The sequence below is a fragment of the Citrobacter sp. Marseille-Q3906 genome, assembly GCF_916618775.1.
GTDB lineage: Bacteria > Pseudomonadota > Gammaproteobacteria > Enterobacterales > Enterobacteriaceae > Citrobacter > Citrobacter murliniae.
The window spans coordinates 1774687-1793052 of the sequence record NZ_CAKAKA010000002.1; the positions used below are offsets into that span (position 1 = coordinate 1774687).

18 protein-coding genes and 2 pseudogenes are annotated in these 18366 nt (G+C 50.9%); 17 read left to right on the top strand and 3 right to left on the bottom strand.

What is annotated here, in order from left to right; genetic code table 11:
- Positions 1-14 precede the first annotated feature (14 nt).
- From LG384_RS12570 to LG384_RS12600, 7 genes are all read left to right on the top strand, one after another.
- Positions 15-1067 carry an ABC transporter substrate-binding protein gene (locus tag LG384_RS12570; protein ID WP_048221362.1) on the top strand — a complete coding sequence of 351 codons (1053 nt, stop codon included), beginning with the start codon at positions 15-17 and terminating at the stop codon, positions 1065-1067.
- A 66-nt stretch (positions 1068-1133) separates the two neighbouring features.
- On the top strand, positions 1134-2198 hold the full coding sequence (locus tag LG384_RS12575) for an iron ABC transporter permease (protein ID WP_045443703.1): 1065 nt from the start codon (positions 1134-1136) through the stop codon (positions 2196-2198).
- Entirely contained in the window at positions 2195-3016 is an 822-nt protein-coding gene (locus tag LG384_RS12580; protein ID WP_200011001.1) for an ABC transporter ATP-binding protein, read from the top strand. The genes LG384_RS12575 and LG384_RS12580 overlap by 4 nt, the downstream gene beginning before the upstream one ends.
- 17 nt (positions 3017-3033) lie before the next feature.
- On the top strand, positions 3034-3474 hold the full coding sequence (locus LG384_RS12585) for a pseudoazurin (protein WP_045443709.1): 441 nt from the start codon (positions 3034-3036) through the stop codon (positions 3472-3474).
- A 24-nt stretch (positions 3475-3498) separates the two neighbouring features.
- On the top strand, positions 3499-4050 hold the full coding sequence (gene petA / locus LG384_RS12590; RefSeq protein ID WP_045443712.1) for a ubiquinol-cytochrome c reductase iron-sulfur subunit: 552 nt from the start codon (positions 3499-3501) through the stop codon (positions 4048-4050).
- Position 4051: 1 nt separating this feature from the next.
- Positions 4052-5224 carry a cytochrome b N-terminal domain-containing protein gene (locus tag LG384_RS12595; protein WP_045443715.1) on the top strand — a complete coding sequence of 391 codons (1173 nt, stop codon included), beginning with the start codon at positions 4052-4054 and terminating at the stop codon, positions 5222-5224.
- A gap of 4 nt (positions 5225-5228) precedes the next feature.
- Positions 5229-6038: a cytochrome c1 gene (locus LG384_RS12600; protein WP_045443718.1), complete on the top strand. Its 810-nt coding sequence runs from the start codon at positions 5229-5231 to the stop codon at positions 6036-6038.
- Between the two features lie 45 nt (positions 6039-6083).
- Here LG384_RS12600 and ychH read toward each other — a convergent pair whose 3' ends face one another.
- Entirely contained in the window at positions 6084-6362 is a 279-nt protein-coding gene (gene ychH / locus LG384_RS12605) for a stress-induced protein YchH (RefSeq protein WP_045443721.1), read from the bottom strand.
- 274 nt (positions 6363-6636) lie between these two features.
- On the opposite strand from ychH, the gene pth reads away from it, so the two are divergent.
- The 3 genes and pseudogenes from pth to LG384_RS12620 all read left to right on the top strand — a co-directional run.
- Positions 6637-7221: an aminoacyl-tRNA hydrolase gene (pth, locus tag LG384_RS12610; RefSeq protein ID WP_225760981.1), complete on the top strand. Its 585-nt coding sequence runs from the start codon at positions 6637-6639 to the stop codon at positions 7219-7221.
- A 115-nt stretch (positions 7222-7336) separates the two neighbouring features.
- On the top strand, positions 7337-8431 hold the full coding sequence (gene ychF / locus LG384_RS12615; protein WP_200011009.1) for a redox-regulated ATPase YchF: 1095 nt from the start codon (positions 7337-7339) through the stop codon (positions 8429-8431).
- Positions 8432-8597: 166 nt separating this feature from the next.
- Positions 8598-9256, top strand: a pseudogene (locus LG384_RS12620) (tyrosine-type recombinase/integrase); the annotation flags it as partial.
- Between the two features lie 267 nt (positions 9257-9523).
- Here the strand turns inward: LG384_RS12620 and LG384_RS12625 are convergent.
- Positions 9524-10651: a Bcr/CflA family efflux MFS transporter gene (locus tag LG384_RS12625; protein ID WP_225760982.1), complete on the bottom strand. Its 1128-nt coding sequence runs from the start codon at positions 10649-10651 to the stop codon at positions 9524-9526.
- A gap of 105 nt (positions 10652-10756) precedes the next feature.
- Here LG384_RS12625 and LG384_RS12630 point away from each other — a divergent pair, with 105 nt between their 5' ends.
- From LG384_RS12630 to LG384_RS12640, 3 genes and pseudogenes are all read left to right on the top strand, one after another.
- Positions 10757-11551, top strand: coding sequence for a helix-turn-helix transcriptional regulator (locus LG384_RS12630; protein WP_225760810.1), 795 nt, complete (start codon positions 10757-10759; stop codon positions 11549-11551).
- Positions 11552-11947: 396 nt separating this feature from the next.
- Complete coding sequence (locus LG384_RS12635) at positions 11948-12358, top strand: hypothetical protein (protein ID WP_048221354.1); 411 nt, start codon at positions 11948-11950, stop codon at positions 12356-12358.
- 161 nt (positions 12359-12519) lie between these two features.
- Positions 12520-12908 (top strand): annotated as a pseudogene (locus tag LG384_RS12640) (hypothetical protein).
- Positions 12909-13048: 140 nt separating this feature from the next.
- Here LG384_RS12640 and LG384_RS12645 read toward each other — a convergent pair.
- Positions 13049-13606 carry a nucleotidyltransferase family protein gene (locus LG384_RS12645; RefSeq protein ID WP_045443742.1) on the bottom strand — a complete coding sequence of 186 codons (558 nt, stop codon included), beginning with the start codon at positions 13604-13606 and terminating at the stop codon, positions 13049-13051.
- Positions 13607-14186: 580 nt separating this feature from the next.
- Here LG384_RS12645 and LG384_RS12650 point away from each other — a divergent pair.
- From LG384_RS12650 to LG384_RS12665, 4 genes are all read left to right on the top strand, one after another.
- Positions 14187-14363 carry a hypothetical protein gene (locus LG384_RS12650; protein ID WP_225760983.1) on the top strand — a complete coding sequence of 59 codons (177 nt, stop codon included), beginning with the start codon at positions 14187-14189 and terminating at the stop codon, positions 14361-14363.
- 199 nt (positions 14364-14562) lie between these two features.
- Positions 14563-16665 carry a TonB-dependent siderophore receptor gene (locus LG384_RS12655; protein WP_225760984.1) on the top strand — a complete coding sequence of 701 codons (2103 nt, stop codon included), beginning with the start codon at positions 14563-14565 and terminating at the stop codon, positions 16663-16665.
- Positions 16665-17618 carry an ABC transporter substrate-binding protein gene (locus LG384_RS12660; RefSeq protein ID WP_225760985.1) on the top strand — a complete coding sequence of 318 codons (954 nt, stop codon included), beginning with the start codon at positions 16665-16667 and terminating at the stop codon, positions 17616-17618. Before LG384_RS12655 ends, LG384_RS12660 begins: the two co-directional genes overlap by 1 nt.
- Positions 17615-18364 carry a trans-aconitate 2-methyltransferase gene (locus LG384_RS12665; RefSeq protein ID WP_225760986.1) on the top strand — a complete coding sequence of 250 codons (750 nt, stop codon included), beginning with the start codon at positions 17615-17617 and terminating at the stop codon, positions 18362-18364. Before LG384_RS12660 ends, LG384_RS12665 begins: the two co-directional genes overlap by 4 nt.
- Positions 18365-18366 lie beyond the last annotated feature (2 nt).

The window sequence follows — 18366 nt, forward strand, 5'->3', positions numbered from 1 at the left end:
AAGGGACAATTATAATGCACGTTGACATTACCTCTTCTTATTCCAAACTTTCACTTCTGGCCTTGACTGGCGCCGCACTTTTCCTGGCCAGTAATATGGCTTCTGCGGCCAAAACAGAATATCCACTGACTATCAAAAACTGTGGCCGGGATATTACTTTTAATAAAGCTCCCCAGCGAGTTACCACCGTAGGGCAAAATAGCACTGAAATACTCTATTCTCTGGGTCTGGCCGATCGTGTTGTCGGAACGTCACTCTGGTTCGGTCCCGTCCCGGAACAGTACAAGGCGGTGAATGATAAAATTGCGGTCATTGCACAGAACATCCCGAGCTTTGAAGGGATTATTGCTAAAAAGCCAGATTTAGTAGCCAGCCAGTTTGAATGGCAAATTGGCCCTGCCGGTACGGTCGCGTCCTACGAACAATTCAGCGAATTGAAAGTTCCGGTTTATACCGCTCCCGCCGATTGTGCCAAAGATAACGAAGACGGCGGAGATGGTGTACGTAAGGGGATGTTTGATATCGCCATGGTTTACCAGGAAGTCGCAGATCTGGCAAAAATTTTCGATGTTCAGGACAAAGGTGATGAACTGATTGCCAGCCTCAAAGCACGTGAGGCTGCGGCAAAATCCAAAATTACCGGTATGGACAACAACGTTTCCGCCGTCTTTTGGTTCTCCAGCGCCGATCTGCAACTTGACCCGTATGTCGCAGGAAAATTTGGCCCCGCCGCGTGGATCGCCCAATCACTTGGGGTGAAAAACGTCATTGATTCCGCCGAAGAGTGGCCAACTGTAGGCTGGGAGACCATCGCCAAAGCGGATCCATCGGTTATCGTTCTGGGCGAAATGGGACGTCGCCGTTTCCCAGCTGATGACTGGAAAGTCAAAATGGAATACCTCAAGTCTGATCCTGTCACCAGCCTGATCCCGGCAGTTAAAGAAAACCACCTGCCAGTGATCGACGTGCAAACCATGAATGCCGGGATAAGAACTATCGATGGTCTTGAGAAACTCGCTGATGCGCTGGTGCAGTACGGCCTGGCACATCCAAAAGCCACTCATTAATCCTCGTCGCGCGTTATGCCTTTTGCAGGCATAACGCCCTTTTGTACTCAGGGCAGCCGTAAAATAATGAGTGAATTACGCAGGACGCGCCAGGCCATTCGTCAATTAACAAACCGGGCAGTGCTACACAGCCTGTGGGTCAGTGTGGTGATGTGTGGCGTTCTTCTGGCAGGGATCTCCATCGGTGAAACATTTATTCCGTGGCAGCACGTTATCCATACGCTGGCAAACCGACTGTTTGACACCCAGTATATGGTGGACGCGTTGGATGCCGGGATTATCTGGAACTACCGTCTGACTCGCGCGCTGGTTTCCGCCTGTTGCGGCGCATGTCTGGCGGTTTCCGGGGTAGTGTTACAGTCACTGCTACGTAATGCGCTGGCCGAACCCTATCTGCTGGGGATTTCCGCCGGAGCGTCAACCGGAGCCGTGCTCATTGCATTAACCGGACTGGGTGCAGGGATCGTCAGCATGTCTCTCGGCGCCTTTATCGGCGCCTTGACGGCGTTTTTGTTTGTCGCACTGCTGGCGATGGCTGCGCGGGGAAAACACGGTTCCGCCACCACGCAAATCATTCTCGCCGGGATTGCCAGCTCACAGTTGTTCAATGCCATCACTTCACTGATTATCACCCGCTCAGCCAATGCCGAGCAGGCTCGCGGCATTATGTTCTGGCTACTGGGCAACCTTAGCGGCGTTCGCTGGCCAGATGTGGTTCTGGCTATCCCAACTGCGCTGGTCGGCATAATTATCTGCTTTTGCTACGCCCGCCATCTTGATGCATTTTCCTTTGGCGCTGAATCGGCCGCATCGCTGGGTATTCCGGTTAAACGCACCCGCGTCGTACTTATTACCGCAGTGACGGGAATGACGGCCATTATGGTATCGATTGTAGGCGCTATTGGTTTTGTCGGGCTGGTCATTCCTCATGCCGCCCGTTTACTGGTGGGAAACCAGCATCACCGCTTATTGCCCGTAAGCGCCTTTATTGGCGCTATTTTTCTCATCGTGGCGGATGTCATCTCCCGAACCCTGCTTCCAGGGCAAGTTTTGCCAATCGGCGTGATCACCGCCCTGGTCGGCGCTCCCGCATTTTCACTCATATTGATACGAGGGAATCCGAGCAAATGACCGTTAACCCATGCTTTACATCACCTCTACGCAGAGCGAATGCGGCCAATCATGTGGTTTGCGCGCAAAATCTGCACTGGGAAGTGAAAGGCAAGGCAATTGTAAATGATGTCTCTTTTCAGGTTTCTCCCGGGGAGTTTGTTGGGATTATCGGCCCCAATGGTTCCGGGAAAACATCACTGATTTCGCTTCTGGCCGGTTTACTGAAACCCTCCGCAGGCAAGGTTTTGCTGAACAACAAAGACGTTCACTGCTATTCGCGGCGCCATTTGGCGCAAAAAGTGGCTCTTGTTGAACAACAGGCAGAAACCAGCGAGCGTCTTACCGCCATTCAGGCCGTTTCTCTTGGCCGCACACCATTTCTAAGCCTGTTGTCGCCATGGTCGCGTTCTGACGATGAGATTGTGCAAGCGATGCTGGAAAAAGTCTCCATGCAAAACGTACAGCATCGCTGCTGGCATACATTCTCCGGGGGCGAACGCCAGCGCCTGCATATAGCCAGGGCGTTGGCGCAACAACCCCAGGTACTGCTGATGGATGAGCCGACAAATCATCTCGATATCCAACATCAGATTGGCCTGCTCAACCTTGTCAAACGCGAGAAACTTACCGTTATTGCTGCCCTGCACGACCTGAATCATGCCGCAATGTTCTGCGATCGCATCATGGTGATGAAAGCCGGACAACTGGCGATGCAGGGCAATCCTTCTGCAGTGTTCACCCGAGAAAACCTTAACTGCTGGTTTGGCATCGATGCAATTGTCGAACGTCCACCTGATGGGGCGAGCTGCTTCATCCGCTACCAACGACCAGCGTAAATACCAAAGGAACTGATATGAAATGTATTAAGCAAAGTCTGCAAATCCTGTGCCTGTTAGCCTTCACCTCCACGGCTTTTGCACAAACGCATGAAGTGCTGATGAAAAACCGAGGTGCTGGTGGGCCAATGGTCTACGAGCCGGACTATCTGGCGATCCAACCGGGCGATAGCGTGAAGTTTATCCGCAAACATAAGAGCCACAATGCAGCCTCGATTGCCGAACTCTCACCCGCAGGCTATCCCGGTTTCATTGGCAAAATCGATGAAGAGATTGAAGTCAAATACGACAACGCAGGCTTCTACGGCATCAAATGCTCACCCCACTATGCCCAGGGCATGATCATGCTGATCAAAGTCGGTGACGCCGTATTGCCCGACAACTACCGCGCGTTTAAAGCACCGGGCCTTGCGGATAAACGCTTTCAGGATATTTATACCCGCATCGATAAACAGTAACGCCACGATAAAGGGAGAATACTGGTGGTGGATAAAAAACCCGATAGTGAAACGATCCAGACCGGGCGACGTGACTGCCTGTGCAAACTGACAAAATTTGTCGGCGTGGCGGGTGTCACCGCCGCCGCCTGGCCGCTCATCTCAGCACTGGGTCCGGATGATAAAACCGAGGCAGAAAATGAGCCAATTGATGTCTCTCTTGCAGGCGTAGCAGCAGGCCAGACAGTGAAGCGTATCTGGCAGGGAAAACTGATCCTCATTCACCACCGAACTCCGCAAGAGATTGCAGCGGCGCAACAGGCAGATAATCGATTACTGCTGGCTCCTCAGGCAGATAGCGAACGGGTTACAGCGGCACATCCACAGTGGCTGGTTATACAGGGCTACTGCCCTCATGCAGGGTGTGTTCCTAACGCCAACCCCAGTGGCCAGGGATGGATCTGTCCGTGTCATGGTTCAGAGTTTGATACCTCCGGACGTGTGACGCGCGGTCCAGCCACTGCGAATCTGGCAATCCCGGACTATACCTTGTCTGCCGATGGTCTGAGCGTACGTATTGGTGCAAAGGATGCCTGATATGAGCACTTCTGATATAACGACGTCATGGCGCAACTTTCAGTTTCGCCTTCCGCTTCCCCGCTCCGTTTCCGGGCTGTGGGTATTTGCTATCGGTTTGATATTGCTGGTGATGCTGGGTGTCCAAATCCTGTCGGGCATTGTACTGGCAATGTTCTACGTACCTACGGCGGAGTCCGCATTTGATTCCATTATTCATATTATGCGTTCAGTCAGGCACGGTGAACTGGTGCGCAACATGCATGCAACTGGCGCTTCACTCTTTTTCTTTGCCTGTTATTTGCATATTTTCCGCGCGATGTATTACAACGTTTACCGCAAACCCTATCTGAAGATGTGGACCATCAGCGTGACGTTATATGTGCTGCTGATGATCACTGCTTTTCTGGGCTATAGCCTTATTTGGGGGCAAAAAAGCTACTGGGCAGCCACGGTTATTACCAGTTTTGCCCGGGCAATTCCGTTTATCGGGGATTCGCTGTATACCTATTTAGTCGGTGGATATGCGCCCGGTACACCAACACTTGGGCGTTTTTATGTGCTTCACTTTATTATTCCATTCGCGATTGTCGCGGTGACGATATGGCATGTACGCACCGTTCAGTCGGCTTTTGCCCATGCGATGAAGAAAACATTTTCCGCACAAGAGTCTCAACGGCTGCTGTTTGATTTTCGCGTCACCGAGAGCGATGCCATTAAACTCACTCTCTTTTTAATGTTATTTACCTGGTTTCTCTTCTTCGCGCCCCATTATCTCAGCAGCGCCGATAACTTTATTCCCGCCGACCCGACAGTCACGCCGGCCATCGTCGCACCGGAATGGTACTTTCTGCCCTTCTTCTCTATTTTGCGCTGCTTTCCCAATGAGCTGGCGGGTATTACTGCGATGTGCGCCTCGGTACTGATTTTCTATTTTCTCCCCTGGCTGGATACGTCACGTGCGCGGTTTCGCAACTATAGCAAGCTGGTTAAAGTCAGCTTCTGGATTTGGGTAGGCAACGCCTTCTTTTTAGGCTGGCTGGGATCAAAAGCGTTGGTTGGTCCGGATTTAGTTGATGGGTTTAATCATGACGAGGGCTGGATCCGTGCAGCATCTCAGCTTTCAACGCTGGTCTATTTCGCATGGTTTCTGATTGTTCTGCCGTGTCGACGCTTACTGGAAAAACAGGACTGACATTATGGGACGATTTTTAACGTACACCACCCTCAGTCTGGGTCTGTTCTTCAGCAACGTACTCAGTGCGCAGCAACCGCCACCGCAGACGTGGTCTTTTAGCGGTGCGAACGGCAAATACGACACAGAGCAGTTACGACGCGGTCTGCAGGTTTACGAAGAAAAATGTCGGGCCTGCCACAGCATGAAATATCTGACGTTCCGAACGCTGACCAAACCGGGAGGGCCGGAGCTGAGTCAAGCTGAAGCTAAAACAATGGCGAGCGGTTACGTCTTTGCAACCGTGGAGGACGACGGGCAACCCGGCGAACGGGATGGCAATCTGAATGATGTCTTTGCTTCCCCTTATCTCAATGAGCAGGAAGCCAAATACCTCAACAATGGCGCGCTGCCGGTAGATTTGAGCTATATCGTTCGGGCACGAACCTACGATCGCGGATTTCCACAATTTTTACTGGATGCGTTTATTCCTTATTCCGAACAAGGGGCTGATTATATTTATGCATTGCTGACGGGGTATGTTCCCGATGATCCTGAGATGAAGGCTAACCGGTATTTCCCGGGCGGGATTATCAATATGCCAAAACCACTGACAGACGGTGAGGTAATCTGGGCTACGCAAACACACATACCCCAAACGGAAGAACAGTACGCACGCGATGTCACCGCATTTCTGGCGTGGGTAGCCGATCCGCAGCTGGAGTCGAGAAAGCATCAGGGAATGTATGCTATGGGATATCTGGCGGTTGTTTTGGCGCTAGTCGTGTTATTACAGCGCATCCGTTCCCGCTCGCGCAGAAACAAGGCGAACTAACAACCAGTCAGCATAAAGCTGACTGGTCTACAATAACGTCACCGCTTAGCTGTGGCGTTGGCTGTTATTCCGGCGACAGCGTTTGTCGTAATGACGAACCCACCAGTAGCGGTCGCTGATTTGTTCATGCCCACCGACGCGGGCCCCCGCCAGCCAGAGAACACCACCAACAAAAATACTGAGCACAGCACCATGTGCGAAAAACTGTGGCAGATTAAATTGCGGCAACTGATTTAAAATAGAATAGCCAACACCGACAACCATCACCACCAACCCTAAAGCCATGAGCACGTTACCGAGTAACGAAGCATTTTTGCGTTTCATGTGTCACCTCCGGAACTTTGGGTTGCTACAGGGAATACCCCTAATCCTTATGTGTAAAGTATAGACAACACTGCCGTTTGCATGTGCGGGAGCGATCACAATTACAAACACCAATGCAACAAAACTTTACAAATAAGCTACTGAACAACCTCATTTTCTAATAGTCCATTTGGGCAATTATTCAGATTTTGCAGTTACGCACGCAGTTTTTTGTCAAGCGCACCGACAGACAGTAAACTACACGCCGGTTATAGACACACTCAGGACAAAATACGTGACGATTAAATTGATTGTCGGCCTGGCGAACCCCGGCGCAGAGTATGCGGCAACGCGACATAATGCAGGCGCATGGTACGTCGATCTACTGGCAGAGAGATTACGAGCCCCCCTGCGCGATGAGCCGAAATTCTTCGGTTACACCTCCAGAGTGACGCTCGAAGGTGAAGATGTCCGTTTGCTGGTGCCGACCACATTTATGAATCTGAGCGGCAAGGCCGTCGGCGCGATGGCCAATTTTTATCGCATTAACCCCGATGAAATTTTAGTCGCCCACGACGAATTGGATCTGCCCCCGGGCGTCGCAAAATTTAAGCTTGGCGGTGGTCATGGTGGGCACAATGGCCTGAAGGACATCATCAGCAAGTTAGGCAATAACCCGAACTTTCATCGTTTACGCGTCGGAATTGGCCATCCTGGCGATAAAAACAAAGTTGTCGGCTTTGTTTTAGGTAAACCGCCTGTTTCAGAACAGAAGTTAATTGATGAAGCTATTGACGAAGCGGCTCGTTGTACCGAGATTTTATTCAAAGATGGCCTGACGAAAGCAACGAGCCGCTTACATACCTTTAAAGCTCAATAAGCAGTGATGTGCGGCATTTTTCTCGCGTGCTGTGTATAATAGGCAGAGTTATTTACTTTTCTACAATCTGTTTTCTATAACAGGTTGAATATCAAAAGATTAAGGTGATTTAAACATGGGATTCAAATGCGGTATCGTCGGTTTGCCAAACGTAGGCAAATCCACCCTGTTCAACGCGCTCACAAAAGCGGGTATTGAAGCGGCAAACTTCCCGTTCTGTACTATCGAGCCGAACACCGGTGTTGTTCCGATGCCCGATCCGCGTCTGGATCAACTGGCCGAAATCGTAAAACCACAGCGTATCCTGCCAACCACAATGGAATTTGTGGATATCGCGGGCCTGGTAAAAGGCGCGTCCAAAGGTGAAGGTCTGGGCAACCAGTTCCTGACCAACATCCGTGAAACAGAAGCTATCGGTCACGTAGTTCGCTGCTTCGAAAACGACAACATTATCCATGTTAATAATAAAGTGGATCCGGCTGACGATATCGACGTTATCAACACCGAACTGGCTTTATCCGACCTTGATACCTGTGAGCGCGCTATCCACCGCGTGCAGAAGAAAGCCAAAGGTGGCGACAAAGACGCTAAAGCAGAACTGGCTGCACTGGAAAAATGCCTGCCACAGCTGGAAAACGCCGGTATGTTACGTGCACTGAAAAACCTGACTGACGAAGACAAAGCGGCTATCAAATACCTGAGCTTCCTGACCCTGAAGCCAACTATGTATATTGCCAACGTCAACGAAGATGGTTTTGAGAACAACCCATATCTCGATAAAGTGCGTGAAATCGCCGCCGCTGAAGGTTCTGTGGTCGTTGCCGTTTGTGCTGCAGTTGAATCCGATATCGCAGAACTTGACGATGCCGATCGTGACGAATTTATGGCAGAGCTGGGTCTGGAAGAACCGGGCCTGAACCGCGTGATCCGTGCCGGTTACGAACTACTTAACCTGCAGACCTACTTCACCGCTGGTGTGAAAGAAGTCCGCGCATGGACAATCCCTGTTGGCGCCACCGCGCCACAGGCTGCCGGTAAAATCCATACCGACTTCGAGAAAGGCTTTATCCGCGCACAAACCATCGCATTTGAAGATTTCATCACCTACAAGGGTGAGCAAGGCGCGAAAGAAGCCGGTAAAATGCGTGCAGAAGGTAAAGATTACATCGTTAAAGATGGCGACGTAATGAACTTCCTGTTCAACGTCTAAATAAAATTTGTCGTCTCATGAGGTTTCACTGAATCTCATCAAAACCACAAAAACCTTTAAAATCCACGCAATTGCGTGGATTTTTCATTTCACAGAGTCTCAATTCATCTCGTAGCAACGCAGTCAAAAATGAGTGCGCGGATGAGTACAACATTCTTCCATCTTCATCCTTGAAATTCTTCAGGAAACAGCTAAACGGGGAGCCCCGACAGTTGCTGCGGAAGCTCGCCGCACCGTTTCATCAATTTTCGAGTTAGCAGTCGCGACGCCTGGAGCTGATAGCGATCCCGTCTGGCCTGCGCGCAAGCCGCTTCCTGCTAATAAAACACAAACAGGCATTAAACCCACAGCAAATCGGGAGATTATTGAGCTGTTTTGACAATAGTCATGGCTCGTACCAAGTAAACTATTGCATGTGGTTAATGTGGTGGACACTTGCGCGTCCCGCTGAAGTTACCGAAGCAGAATCGATCTTGATAGCGCCCTGTGGACCATTCCGGCAGCGCGAATGAAAGCTTGTAGAGAACACGTTATTCCCCTGCCCTCCCAAGCTGTCAAAAAGCTCAGAACACTACAGGGATTAACCGGGCATCGGCAGCACCTTTTTCCGGGCAGGGATAATCCGCTAAGCCCAATGACATCGCACTCTCTGTGTCGGCTACTTAAAAGCCTCGGCTGGAGTGGTACCTATATACCAGAACTACAGGAAGAACACGTTTAAACGAGATGGGCTATCAACCCGACGCTATTGAGGCCCAACTTGCGTTCGCTGATACCAACAATGTTCGTCGCACATACAACCATGTAACTTATCTTGATGAGTGAAAGGTTATGATGCAGGAATGGGCTGATAAGCTGGGCAAAGGGGTAGCAGGATTCGAGTAGAACTTATTGCACTTAGTAAACCTCGAGGATTGAACTCCTTCCTCAATGTCCGCTTTGTGCCAGAAGCGGACATTACTGGCTCAAGGAAGCAATAATTGCTAAAAGTAGTTCTTAGCTGACCGGACTGCAGTTGGCGTAAACCATTCAGTATTGCACCGGGAACCCATTCTCTAACAGGTTCCCGGGTCAATATTAAAGCCAGCAGGCTTAGTGGCGTGAAAGGCTGCAAAACCAGGCTATTACTGCACAAGCGGTCAGAACCAATCCCAGTTGTTGCACGATACCGGCAAGTCCCAACATCATTCCCAGCAACATATAGTAGACTAATCCAAACAACGCTCCGGCCGCTCCGGCCTGTTCACGGTATTGGCTCAGGGCCTGGCTGAGCACGTTTGGAATCGCGATGCCATAGGCAACCACAATCCCGGCCATCGGCAAAAGGATCCAGACAGAATGCTGTAATATCCATGCTGCGATACCGGATAACAGGGCCAGCAGGCAGGCATTCTTCACCAGTTTTTCTGGTGACAAACCGATAGACAACAGTTTCCGGTTCCAGAGGCTGCCCGACAGGGAAGCTAAAGCCAGTAAAATCCCCGTCCATCCGAAAGCACGGGGACTCCAGCCCAGTTGCCCGAAAAGAAACGGTGCCAGGCTGTAGTAACTGAAAAGCATCGTATTGAGCAGCGCAACAAGCATTGCATTTTTCCACAGCCTTCCATCACCCGCCATTCGGTAACCCAGCCCGCCAAAACGGGCACTGGAAGTATTTTCCGACCGCGTTTCAGGCAGCAGTAATGCGATCAGTGTCAGCAGCGCCAGGGCCAGTGTCACCAGCGCAACGAACACGCCTGTATGTCCGTACAGGCTAACCAGCCAACCTCCACTTACCAGACCGAAAACCGGGCTTATTGCCAGCGCCGCTCCCATTACGGAAAAGACACGGGCTAAGGCCGTTGATTCGTAACTATCCCGTAACATGGTCTGAACGACAACGGACCCGGCAGCTGCCCCCATGGCCGCCACCATGCGAGCCAGGAGTAAAACACTAAAGTCTGGAGTTACAAGCGCCAGTGCGGAACCGGTCCCGTAGCACAGAAGTCCGGCCATCATCGCCGGTCGCCGACCAATACGGTCGCTTAGCCAGCCCCAGAGTGCAACGCCGACGGCAAACGCGACAAAATAGACTGAAAGTGTCTGCGCGGCACGTTCACTGCCTACCTGAAAAGCACGGGCGATGTCAGGCAATGCAGGGCTGTATATGGTTTCCACCAGTTGGGGAAACATAATCAGTATTGTCAGTAGCCACAACGGTGGCTGCTTATTGGTATTCATAACATTAATCCCTTAAATAAGCAGAACATGCGGCTATTATTGTGGAAATTTTCTTGTCACCTTATCATTATAAGGACTGTATATATTTAAAATCGGACATAAAAAATGAAGATAAGCCCTGAAGATTCTTTCGATCCGGATCAGTACGATGAACCGGTTATCGGAATCGCATCCGATATGGGGATACATGATTCAGGGATGCATAGCCATCTTCGTCATCAGTTACTTTTTTCGGCCGCGGGAAGTATCACAATTGAGCTGGATAATACCCTTTGCCTGCTCCCACCCCGGCGTGCTGCCTGGATTCCTGCCGGCACGGTTCATCGTGCCATTATGAATGGTTCAATGGCCTATCGTTCTCTTTACTTTTCAAATAGCTTACCGCTATCGGCATTTCCCCTGCAGATTGTAGAAGTTAATCCCCTGTTCTTTGAGGTGATCGAGCGGATGGCATTCTGGCAATGGGGAATGCCCGCAGAACGACAAAGCAGTCTAATCACTGTTTTCTGTGAAGAAATTAAAAATGCTCAACGTGAAAACTGGACGTTATGGTTTCCTTCAGATAGTCGACTTAATACCTGGCTGGACACGGTCCGCAAAGGCGAATTACCCCCACGGCTGGGCCAGTTAGTCCAGAAGGTCGGTGCATGTGAACGCACGATAAGCCGTATATTTATCCGGGAAACGGGAATGAGTTATCAGAGCTGGAGGCAACAGTGGAGGCTGCTGAAAGCGATGGAAATGTTGTGTGCCGGTTGGTCGCTAAGTCAGGTTGCACAGCAGCTTGATTTTGTCAGTGACAGTGCCTTTATTGTCTTCTTCCGCCAATATACGGGGACAACGCCGACCCGCTACCTCCGGAATTCAATTGCTGAACATCAGGACGTATCTTCGGTTTAACAGCCAGTACGAACCTATTTTAATCGAGCTGTCATTGCGTTCTTCCATATTTAGCCGATGTGCGCTGGCAGAGGGTGAGTCGAGAGTTGATCGTAGAAGGTGTCCTGGATATTTTTGGGCATGATAACGTTCTGAATGCATTCTCTCTGAGACTCATCAGGAAGGCGGTTAATTGAGATTCTGATTTCTATCAGACAGTGGTGTCATGTGTGCGAAGGTCCGCTTCTCGCTCACTACAGACCTTGCTGAGCATGAATTTCTTCTGTGTCTAGGTGCGGAAATGGCTTACAACAATCTGTGTAGTTCAACGGGGAACGGGCCATTCCATTGACCTGAACACTTAGTACTGTAGGATTGCTAATTATCTTTCTGATTCACCATTAACAAGGAAAAGGTATGTTCGGATTCTTTAGAAAGAAAAGACCTGAAACTGAGCCCGGACAGGGTTCCTCAATCACGGCAAAACAGTTTATTGCGCTGACGCTGAGTGATGAAAAGCTGTCTATGCCTGTCTATCTCCCGGGGATCCGTAACGAAGATGATTGTGAGGATATTGGGCTAGGTCCTCTCATTTATATCTGGAATGTGGATCGTGTTGCTGGCACGTTCAGCCTCTCTGTTAACGGTAAAGCGATTGGCCACCTCCTTGAGCCATTTGTGCCCCGAGATAACCCTGCGTATGTTGAAATCCGTGATGAGGCAATGAAGGTTATCGCTGAAGTATCTACTCAGTCCGTGCTGACAACCATAGAGAAAACTGGTCTCATGCCTGATCTTTTATTTGCTTACCATGCTGAGGACGCATAGCAGGAACCAAGCTGACAGTCAGGCAGAGCTTGAGATTACGCTAGGGACTAAGTTAATCAGTCCTTTCATCGCAACGCTAAATTAGCGTCAAGAAACGCTTTAGATTGCCGAAATGTACATTTAGCGTAATTCCTGAAAATAAACAAAATGGATTGATCCGTATGAAGAAACTCTTACTTCTTTTTCCGCTGGTGTTTACTACGCCGGTACAGGCTTCTGAAGTCACGGTAGGTCAGGTTTGCAAGGCTGCTTCTGCTGCGATGTTTGGACGTGACCATAAGATCATGCAACTGGATAAAGTCGAATCAGGTATTGCCTACGTACATTATATCCGACAGAACGATAGCACCCGTTGGGCAATTAAGTGCAAACTTATAGGTGATCAAGTTATGTGGGCATCTGACAATCCTGACAGTACCGGTCGCTGGCGTGATGATCCTGCAGACAGTACAGTCAAATATGCTATTGATGGTAAAAAATAATTATTACCGAGCTCTACAGTGACGGTTCCAGTACCACGAACTCTTATCCCTTGAAGCAGCTAAAGTGACTATGACCTGCTCTCCGTTGATTACGACACCTCAAGGTAAGTCATGTAGTTGTGGGAGTTGCGAACTTCCGCTCCTCGCTCACATCGGACTGTCAATCATACAATCGAACTGCAATAGCCGGGATATCTGCGTATAGAGGTTATAAGGAAACGATGAGCTGTAATCTGGGATAACGTTCCAACCATTGCTTTGTAGTGACCCGTTGTTTGAAAGAGTCCAACTTTTCACGTTCAAATGCAGGAGTCGGTCGTAAACGCAGTTCAAATAAGTCAGAAAGTCCATAAGGCGCAGTGATATCGAGACCTTCCTTCCCCAATCTGACAGCCACGGCCGTAGCTGTTTCAGGCCAGTGCAGTAAAGCATTTCCTGTTGAGGTATAGGGATGATCACCATTACGTTGATGCATTCTGGCTTGATTCTTCACTGACCAGTATAACGAAGGTAATTGTTGCCTAAGCCTGTCTTCAAGGAAGCGATCATGGTCTGGGCTACAGTGCTCACAGTCAAACCAGACGACATCTACATCACCAGAAATTGGACTTAGCCCATATCCATGTAAGTGATCCCAAACAGCGTCTCGTACAAATCCCGCTCCGATCCAACCATCATTGAGTTCCAGTGCTCGAACTGCATATAGGATCTTCATTCTTACAGGGTCATCTGACAATATTTTCTGCAATGACGTTTGGTATTCCATTCGTATCCCCCTGTTGGAAACAATAACCCACTGGTGGAAATATTATCAGCATCCTCCTGTCCATGTCCGCTCCTCGCTGTGAGTTCAACGGGTCGATGCAACGCTATCCTTAATCAAGGGGGACGTTGCCATGAAACGAAGAACTCGGATTAACTACACGTCAGAGCAGAAAGCGATTATCTGGGACAGACATAAACAAGCCTGCATTACTACGGACTGACGCTATTAGATCTTCTATTTTTCCTCCATATGGTGCCGGGATTAAGACCGGTATGGCATTTCATTGCACGGGGGAATGTCTGTTGAGATTCGTAACCCTATTGAACAGCAATATCAATGACAGATGCTCCTTTCTTAATCAGATCAATTTCAGCATGGTCCAGACGGACAATTTTGATATATCAGTGAAGAGTCATAGCTGTGTACTGTTTGAATAACCACTGAAGATAGATGCCAGAGCAAAAGCCAGCCCTTCTTGCAGCGATTTCAGTATCCCTATTTTTGGCTGAGCTGCGATTTATCCAGCAAATAAGTTCAGTGGTAACCTCCCGTTGGTATCCGTTGTCGTATGGCATGCTGTTTGCCAGAACTCAAGCAAAGTACCGTTGCACTCGCACACCTTGAAATCCCTCTGGAAACCGCACGCTACGGGCAACGAAAAGCGAAGGGTTTGGGCAATACAACGATCTTCAACCCGGCGCCGACTCGCAATTTACGCGGCATCTCCCTGAGTGCCGTTGATAATCTGACGACATAGCTACCGATGATCAGGCTGTTACAGACGCAACCTACCCGTTCTAACTCTCCTGGCAGGGGAAGTAATACCACTGAAACGCATTCCGTCATGGAACCATTTCGCATGCCATGCAGTTTTTTCGACTTAAACCACTTAGGGTGATTCTTTTTATTACGAATAATGTTATGTTATAACATAACTTAAAAATAGAAGAAGATTTATGAAATTTACACCCTCCCTTATCGCACTTAGCGTTTTTGCCAGTCTTTCATCCTTCGCTCATGCCGCTGAAGAAACACTGGTGGTTACGGCCACCAGCAATGGCAGCAGTTTTTCGGAGCAGACGGATTCCAAACTGCTTGCCGTAGGCTCCGGCTCCCGTCTGGGTTTAACCGACAAGCAGACGCCACGCCATACGGAAACCATCAGCCAAGAAACCCTGAAGAAGAAAGGCAAACGCACCCTGACTGAAGTGGTGGAAACAGCGCCAGGTCTGTCGGGCACCAGTTCCCCTACGCTGTCTAACTCGGTATCCCTGCGCGGTTTCTCCGGTGTGTCCTGGCTGCTGAATGGCGTAGCCGTTCCAGGCAGTACCATCCAGATTGCCGATCCGGCGCACTATGAAAACGTCGATATCCTCTACGGCACAGGTTCTGTGCTGAACGGGCTTAGTAATGCAGGCGGCAGCGTAAACCTGATTTCCCGCAAGGCCTCCTTCATACCGCAGCCTGTTGAAGTGGATTATGGCTATTCCAGCCATAACAGCCATCGCGCCCATGTAGGCGCAGGCGGTACTCTGGTAGACGGTCTGGCCGCTGGCCGTGTGGATGTGAGCGCATCCAATACCGGAACTCAGGTCGAAAAAGAACGCAGCCGTCCAGAACGCGTGACGGCCAACCTGCTGCTGACCCCGACCGACACCACCGAGGTTACGCTTGATCTTGACCGCAGCCTGACCGACCAGCACAACCCGTATTTTGGTACGCCGGTAATTGATGGCAAAATCGATAAAGGCTTGCGTCATGTGAACTACAACAACATTCAGGACGCATTCATCCGCAGCCAGGCTACCTCTATCCAGTCCACCCAGACCTGGCGCGCCACGGAATACCTAACCTTTGATAACCAGTTTTACTATTACAAAGGCTTCCGCGAGTGGCAGAACGCCGAGCGCTATTTCCAGTCGAAGACGCAGGCAGCAGGCACCACCACCCGCGATTCCTACGGCGCAATCGCGCACGATGACAAGCTGGCGGGCAACCGCACCATGGTGACCTGGGATCACTCCATCGCCTCCATGGATAACCGTGTGACCGCAGGCGTGGACTTCAGCAAGCGTGAATTCCAGTATTACTCGAACGGCTTCCCTGGTGGTGAAGATGTATCCCTGACTAACCCGGCCTCTAACACCTTCCGCGCTGGCGCGGGTGGCAAGATGCGCGCCCCAGTTCGTCACATCATCCAGAACCAGTACGCCCTGTTGCTGGAAGACAACCTTAACGTAACGGATTCCGTCGCCCTGCTTACCCAGCTCCGCTACACCAATATGGATATGCACTGGAACTACCAGCAGGCGGGGAAAGTCATCGACCGTGGTTATAATTTCATGAGTGTGGGCGTGGGCCCGAGCTGGGCTATCAACGATGACTGGACGGTGTACGCAAACTACTCCACCGGGAAAGAACCTGGCAGCGATATCTTCTTTATCAGCCCGGAACAGACATCCCTGCCGCTCACCGATGTTCGCCAGTATGAAGCAGGCGTGAAGGGTGCTTTCTGGGATAAACGCGGCGAAATGAAATTGGCCGTTTACGATCTCCAGAAAACCAACCTCTACCAGCAATCTGCTACGCAAGCAGGAGTATGGAACGCGGTCGGCAAACAGACTTCACGCGGTGTTGAGTTAAGCGGCGCAATGAAGCCAGTTGATAGCGTCACGCTTGCCGGTAATGTGGCGTACACCCACGCCCGCTTTGATGAGTTCAAGCAAGGCACTAAAGACCTGTCTGGCAACCAGCCGCGCTACGTACCGGAATGGACGGCCAACCTGTCTGGGCGCTACATGCCGACGGAGAAACTGGGCTTAGACGCGCAACTCCACTACGTGGGCAGCAGCTACAACGATGATGCGAACACCAACAAGATGAGTGATTACACCACCGTTGATCTGGGCGCTGATTACGAGCTGGTGAAAGATGTTGTGGTGGGCACCCGCGTGCGCAACCTGACCGATCGCTTCTACACCTGGCAGCGCACCTACGCAGGCCAGGAAATGATCGCACCAGGCCGTACCTATGAAGCCTACGTGAACATGAAGTTCTGATGCGTCGTCTCGCCATTCTTCCGCTTCTGGTTGCTTGCAACAGCTTTGCCCATCCGGTAACGCTTGAAAACTGCGGCAAGCGCTGGACGTTCGCACACCCACCGAAACGGGCTATCGCCTACATGCCGACCGCGATAGAAAACATGCTCGCTCTGCATCTGGGGGATTCCATCATCAGCGCGGTGGGGTATCGGCCAGATGAAGATACCGCGCCGTCGCCCTGGGCTGCTCCACTAAAAGCCCAGCTCTATGACGCGGCCTGGTCTGGCGAGGCGCTGTTAGCCTCCCGGCCGGACTTTATCTACTCAGGGAGCTATTACTGGTTTAACAGCCCTGAAACCGCTAACCGCGAACGCCTGGAGGAATGGCGAATCGGGAGCTGGCTTATCGAAAGCATGTGCAACGGGCTGCAAGGTGCAACCCCTGCCCCCGTCACCTTCGAGGGGATTTACGATGAGCTGCGCAATCTCGCCCGTATCTATGACGTTGCCCCCCGCGCTGACGCTCTGATAACCAGGCTGAAAGCGCAGGTAGCTGCCGATACTCGCGTGAAGCTCCCGCCCAAAACACTGATGTGGTGGTACTCCAATACCGCCACGCCTTATGTGGCAGGCGGTTACGGTGCATCCGAGCTGCTTACGCAGACCATTGGCAGTAAAAACATCTTTGATGGTTATCGTGAGCTGTGGCCCGCGATGAACTGGGAAGTAATCGCAGTTCTCGATCCTGATTTTCTGGTGCTGGGCGACTTAAACCGTGGCGGCCCAGGTGACAGCGCCAAAAGCAAAATTGAGTTTCTGGAGCACAACCCGCTTACGGCCAGCATGAAAGCCGTCAAAGCAAGGCACTACATCATCTTGCCAGGCTACGACATGGACGCTTCTGCGCGTTCTGTACTGGCCTTGCATCGACTTGTCACGCAAATGCAGTCTTTTACCAAGGAACCACAATGACTTTTCCAGCCCGCGATTTACTGAATAACTGGGATCAGCAACAAAACGCCTACATCGCGCACCGCGAAGAACGTTTCACCGCCGCTCTCGATGTACTGGCAATGACCTTTGGTGATGATTTTCACGTTGTCGATGTGGCCTGTGGCCCAGGCTCCTTTAGCCTGCGTCTGTTAAACCGCTTCCCGAACGCTCGGGTGACGGCCATCGATCTTGATCCACTGCTGCTGACCCTGGCAAAAGAAGCCATGATCGAGCACAAAGACCGCATCCAGTTCATTCATGCTGATATCGCGCTACCGACCTGTTTTGATGCTGTTGAAGGAAAACCGCAGGCCATGGTATCCAGTACGGCCATTCACTGGCTGTTACCGGAACAGCAGACTGTGCTTTACCGCAATATCTATCACACTCTGGATCAGGGCGGCCTGTTCATAAATGCCGACCACCAGCGTTTTGATAACCGCAACCCACGCCAGAAACTGATGGCGCAAATGCACGATGAGCTGACGCAGGAACAAGGCTGGGCGGCGGGCGCGCAGGACTGGGATACCTGGTTTGAAGCAGCAACCCGCCACCCTGAACTTGCCGAAAAAATGGATGAACGTACCGCTATCTTTGCTGGCCGTCCGATGCCGTTGCCGACGCCGATAGAATTCCAGCTCGCCATGCTGCGTCAGGCAGGCTTTGACGAGACTGGCACCGTCTGGCAGTTCCTGGATGATTACGTTATCGCTGGCTGGAAATAACC

What these genes read in the sequence shown, in the direction of transcription:
- LG384_RS12625 (WP_225760982.1), bottom strand. Translation starts at nt 10,651, where the DNA reads ATGAATACCAATAAGCAGCCACCGTTGTGGCTACTGACAATACTGATT.
- LG384_RS12600 (WP_045443718.1), top strand. Translation starts at nt 5,229, where the DNA reads ATGGGACGATTTTTAACGTACACCACCCTCAGTCTGGGTCTGTTCTTC.
- ychF (WP_200011009.1), top strand. Translation starts at nt 7,337, where the DNA reads ATGGGATTCAAATGCGGTATCGTCGGTTTGCCAAACGTAGGCAAATCC.
- LG384_RS12630 (WP_225760810.1), top strand. Translation starts at nt 10,757, where the DNA reads ATGAAGATAAGCCCTGAAGATTCTTTCGATCCGGATCAGTACGATGAA.
- LG384_RS12665 (WP_225760986.1), top strand. Translation starts at nt 17,615, where the DNA reads ATGACTTTTCCAGCCCGCGATTTACTGAATAACTGGGATCAGCAACAA.
- LG384_RS12595 (WP_045443715.1), top strand. Translation starts at nt 4,052, where the DNA reads ATGAGCACTTCTGATATAACGACGTCATGGCGCAACTTTCAGTTTCGC.
- LG384_RS12660 (WP_225760985.1), top strand. Translation starts at nt 16,665, where the DNA reads ATGCGTCGTCTCGCCATTCTTCCGCTTCTGGTTGCTTGCAACAGCTTT.
- LG384_RS12645 (WP_045443742.1), bottom strand. Translation starts at nt 13,606, where the DNA reads ATGGAATACCAAACGTCATTGCAGAAAATATTGTCAGATGACCCTGTA.
- LG384_RS12635 (WP_048221354.1), top strand. Translation starts at nt 11,948, where the DNA reads ATGTTCGGATTCTTTAGAAAGAAAAGACCTGAAACTGAGCCCGGACAG.
- LG384_RS12655 (WP_225760984.1), top strand. Translation starts at nt 14,563, where the DNA reads ATGAAATTTACACCCTCCCTTATCGCACTTAGCGTTTTTGCCAGTCTT.
- LG384_RS12580 (WP_200011001.1), top strand. Translation starts at nt 2,195, where the DNA reads ATGACCGTTAACCCATGCTTTACATCACCTCTACGCAGAGCGAATGCG.
- ychH (WP_045443721.1), bottom strand. Translation starts at nt 6,362, where the DNA reads ATGAAACGCAAAAATGCTTCGTTACTCGGTAACGTGCTCATGGCTTTA.
- LG384_RS12570 (WP_048221362.1), top strand. Translation starts at nt 15, where the DNA reads ATGCACGTTGACATTACCTCTTCTTATTCCAAACTTTCACTTCTGGCC.
- LG384_RS12585 (WP_045443709.1), top strand. Translation starts at nt 3,034, where the DNA reads ATGAAATGTATTAAGCAAAGTCTGCAAATCCTGTGCCTGTTAGCCTTC.
- LG384_RS12575 (WP_045443703.1), top strand. Translation starts at nt 1,134, where the DNA reads ATGAGTGAATTACGCAGGACGCGCCAGGCCATTCGTCAATTAACAAAC.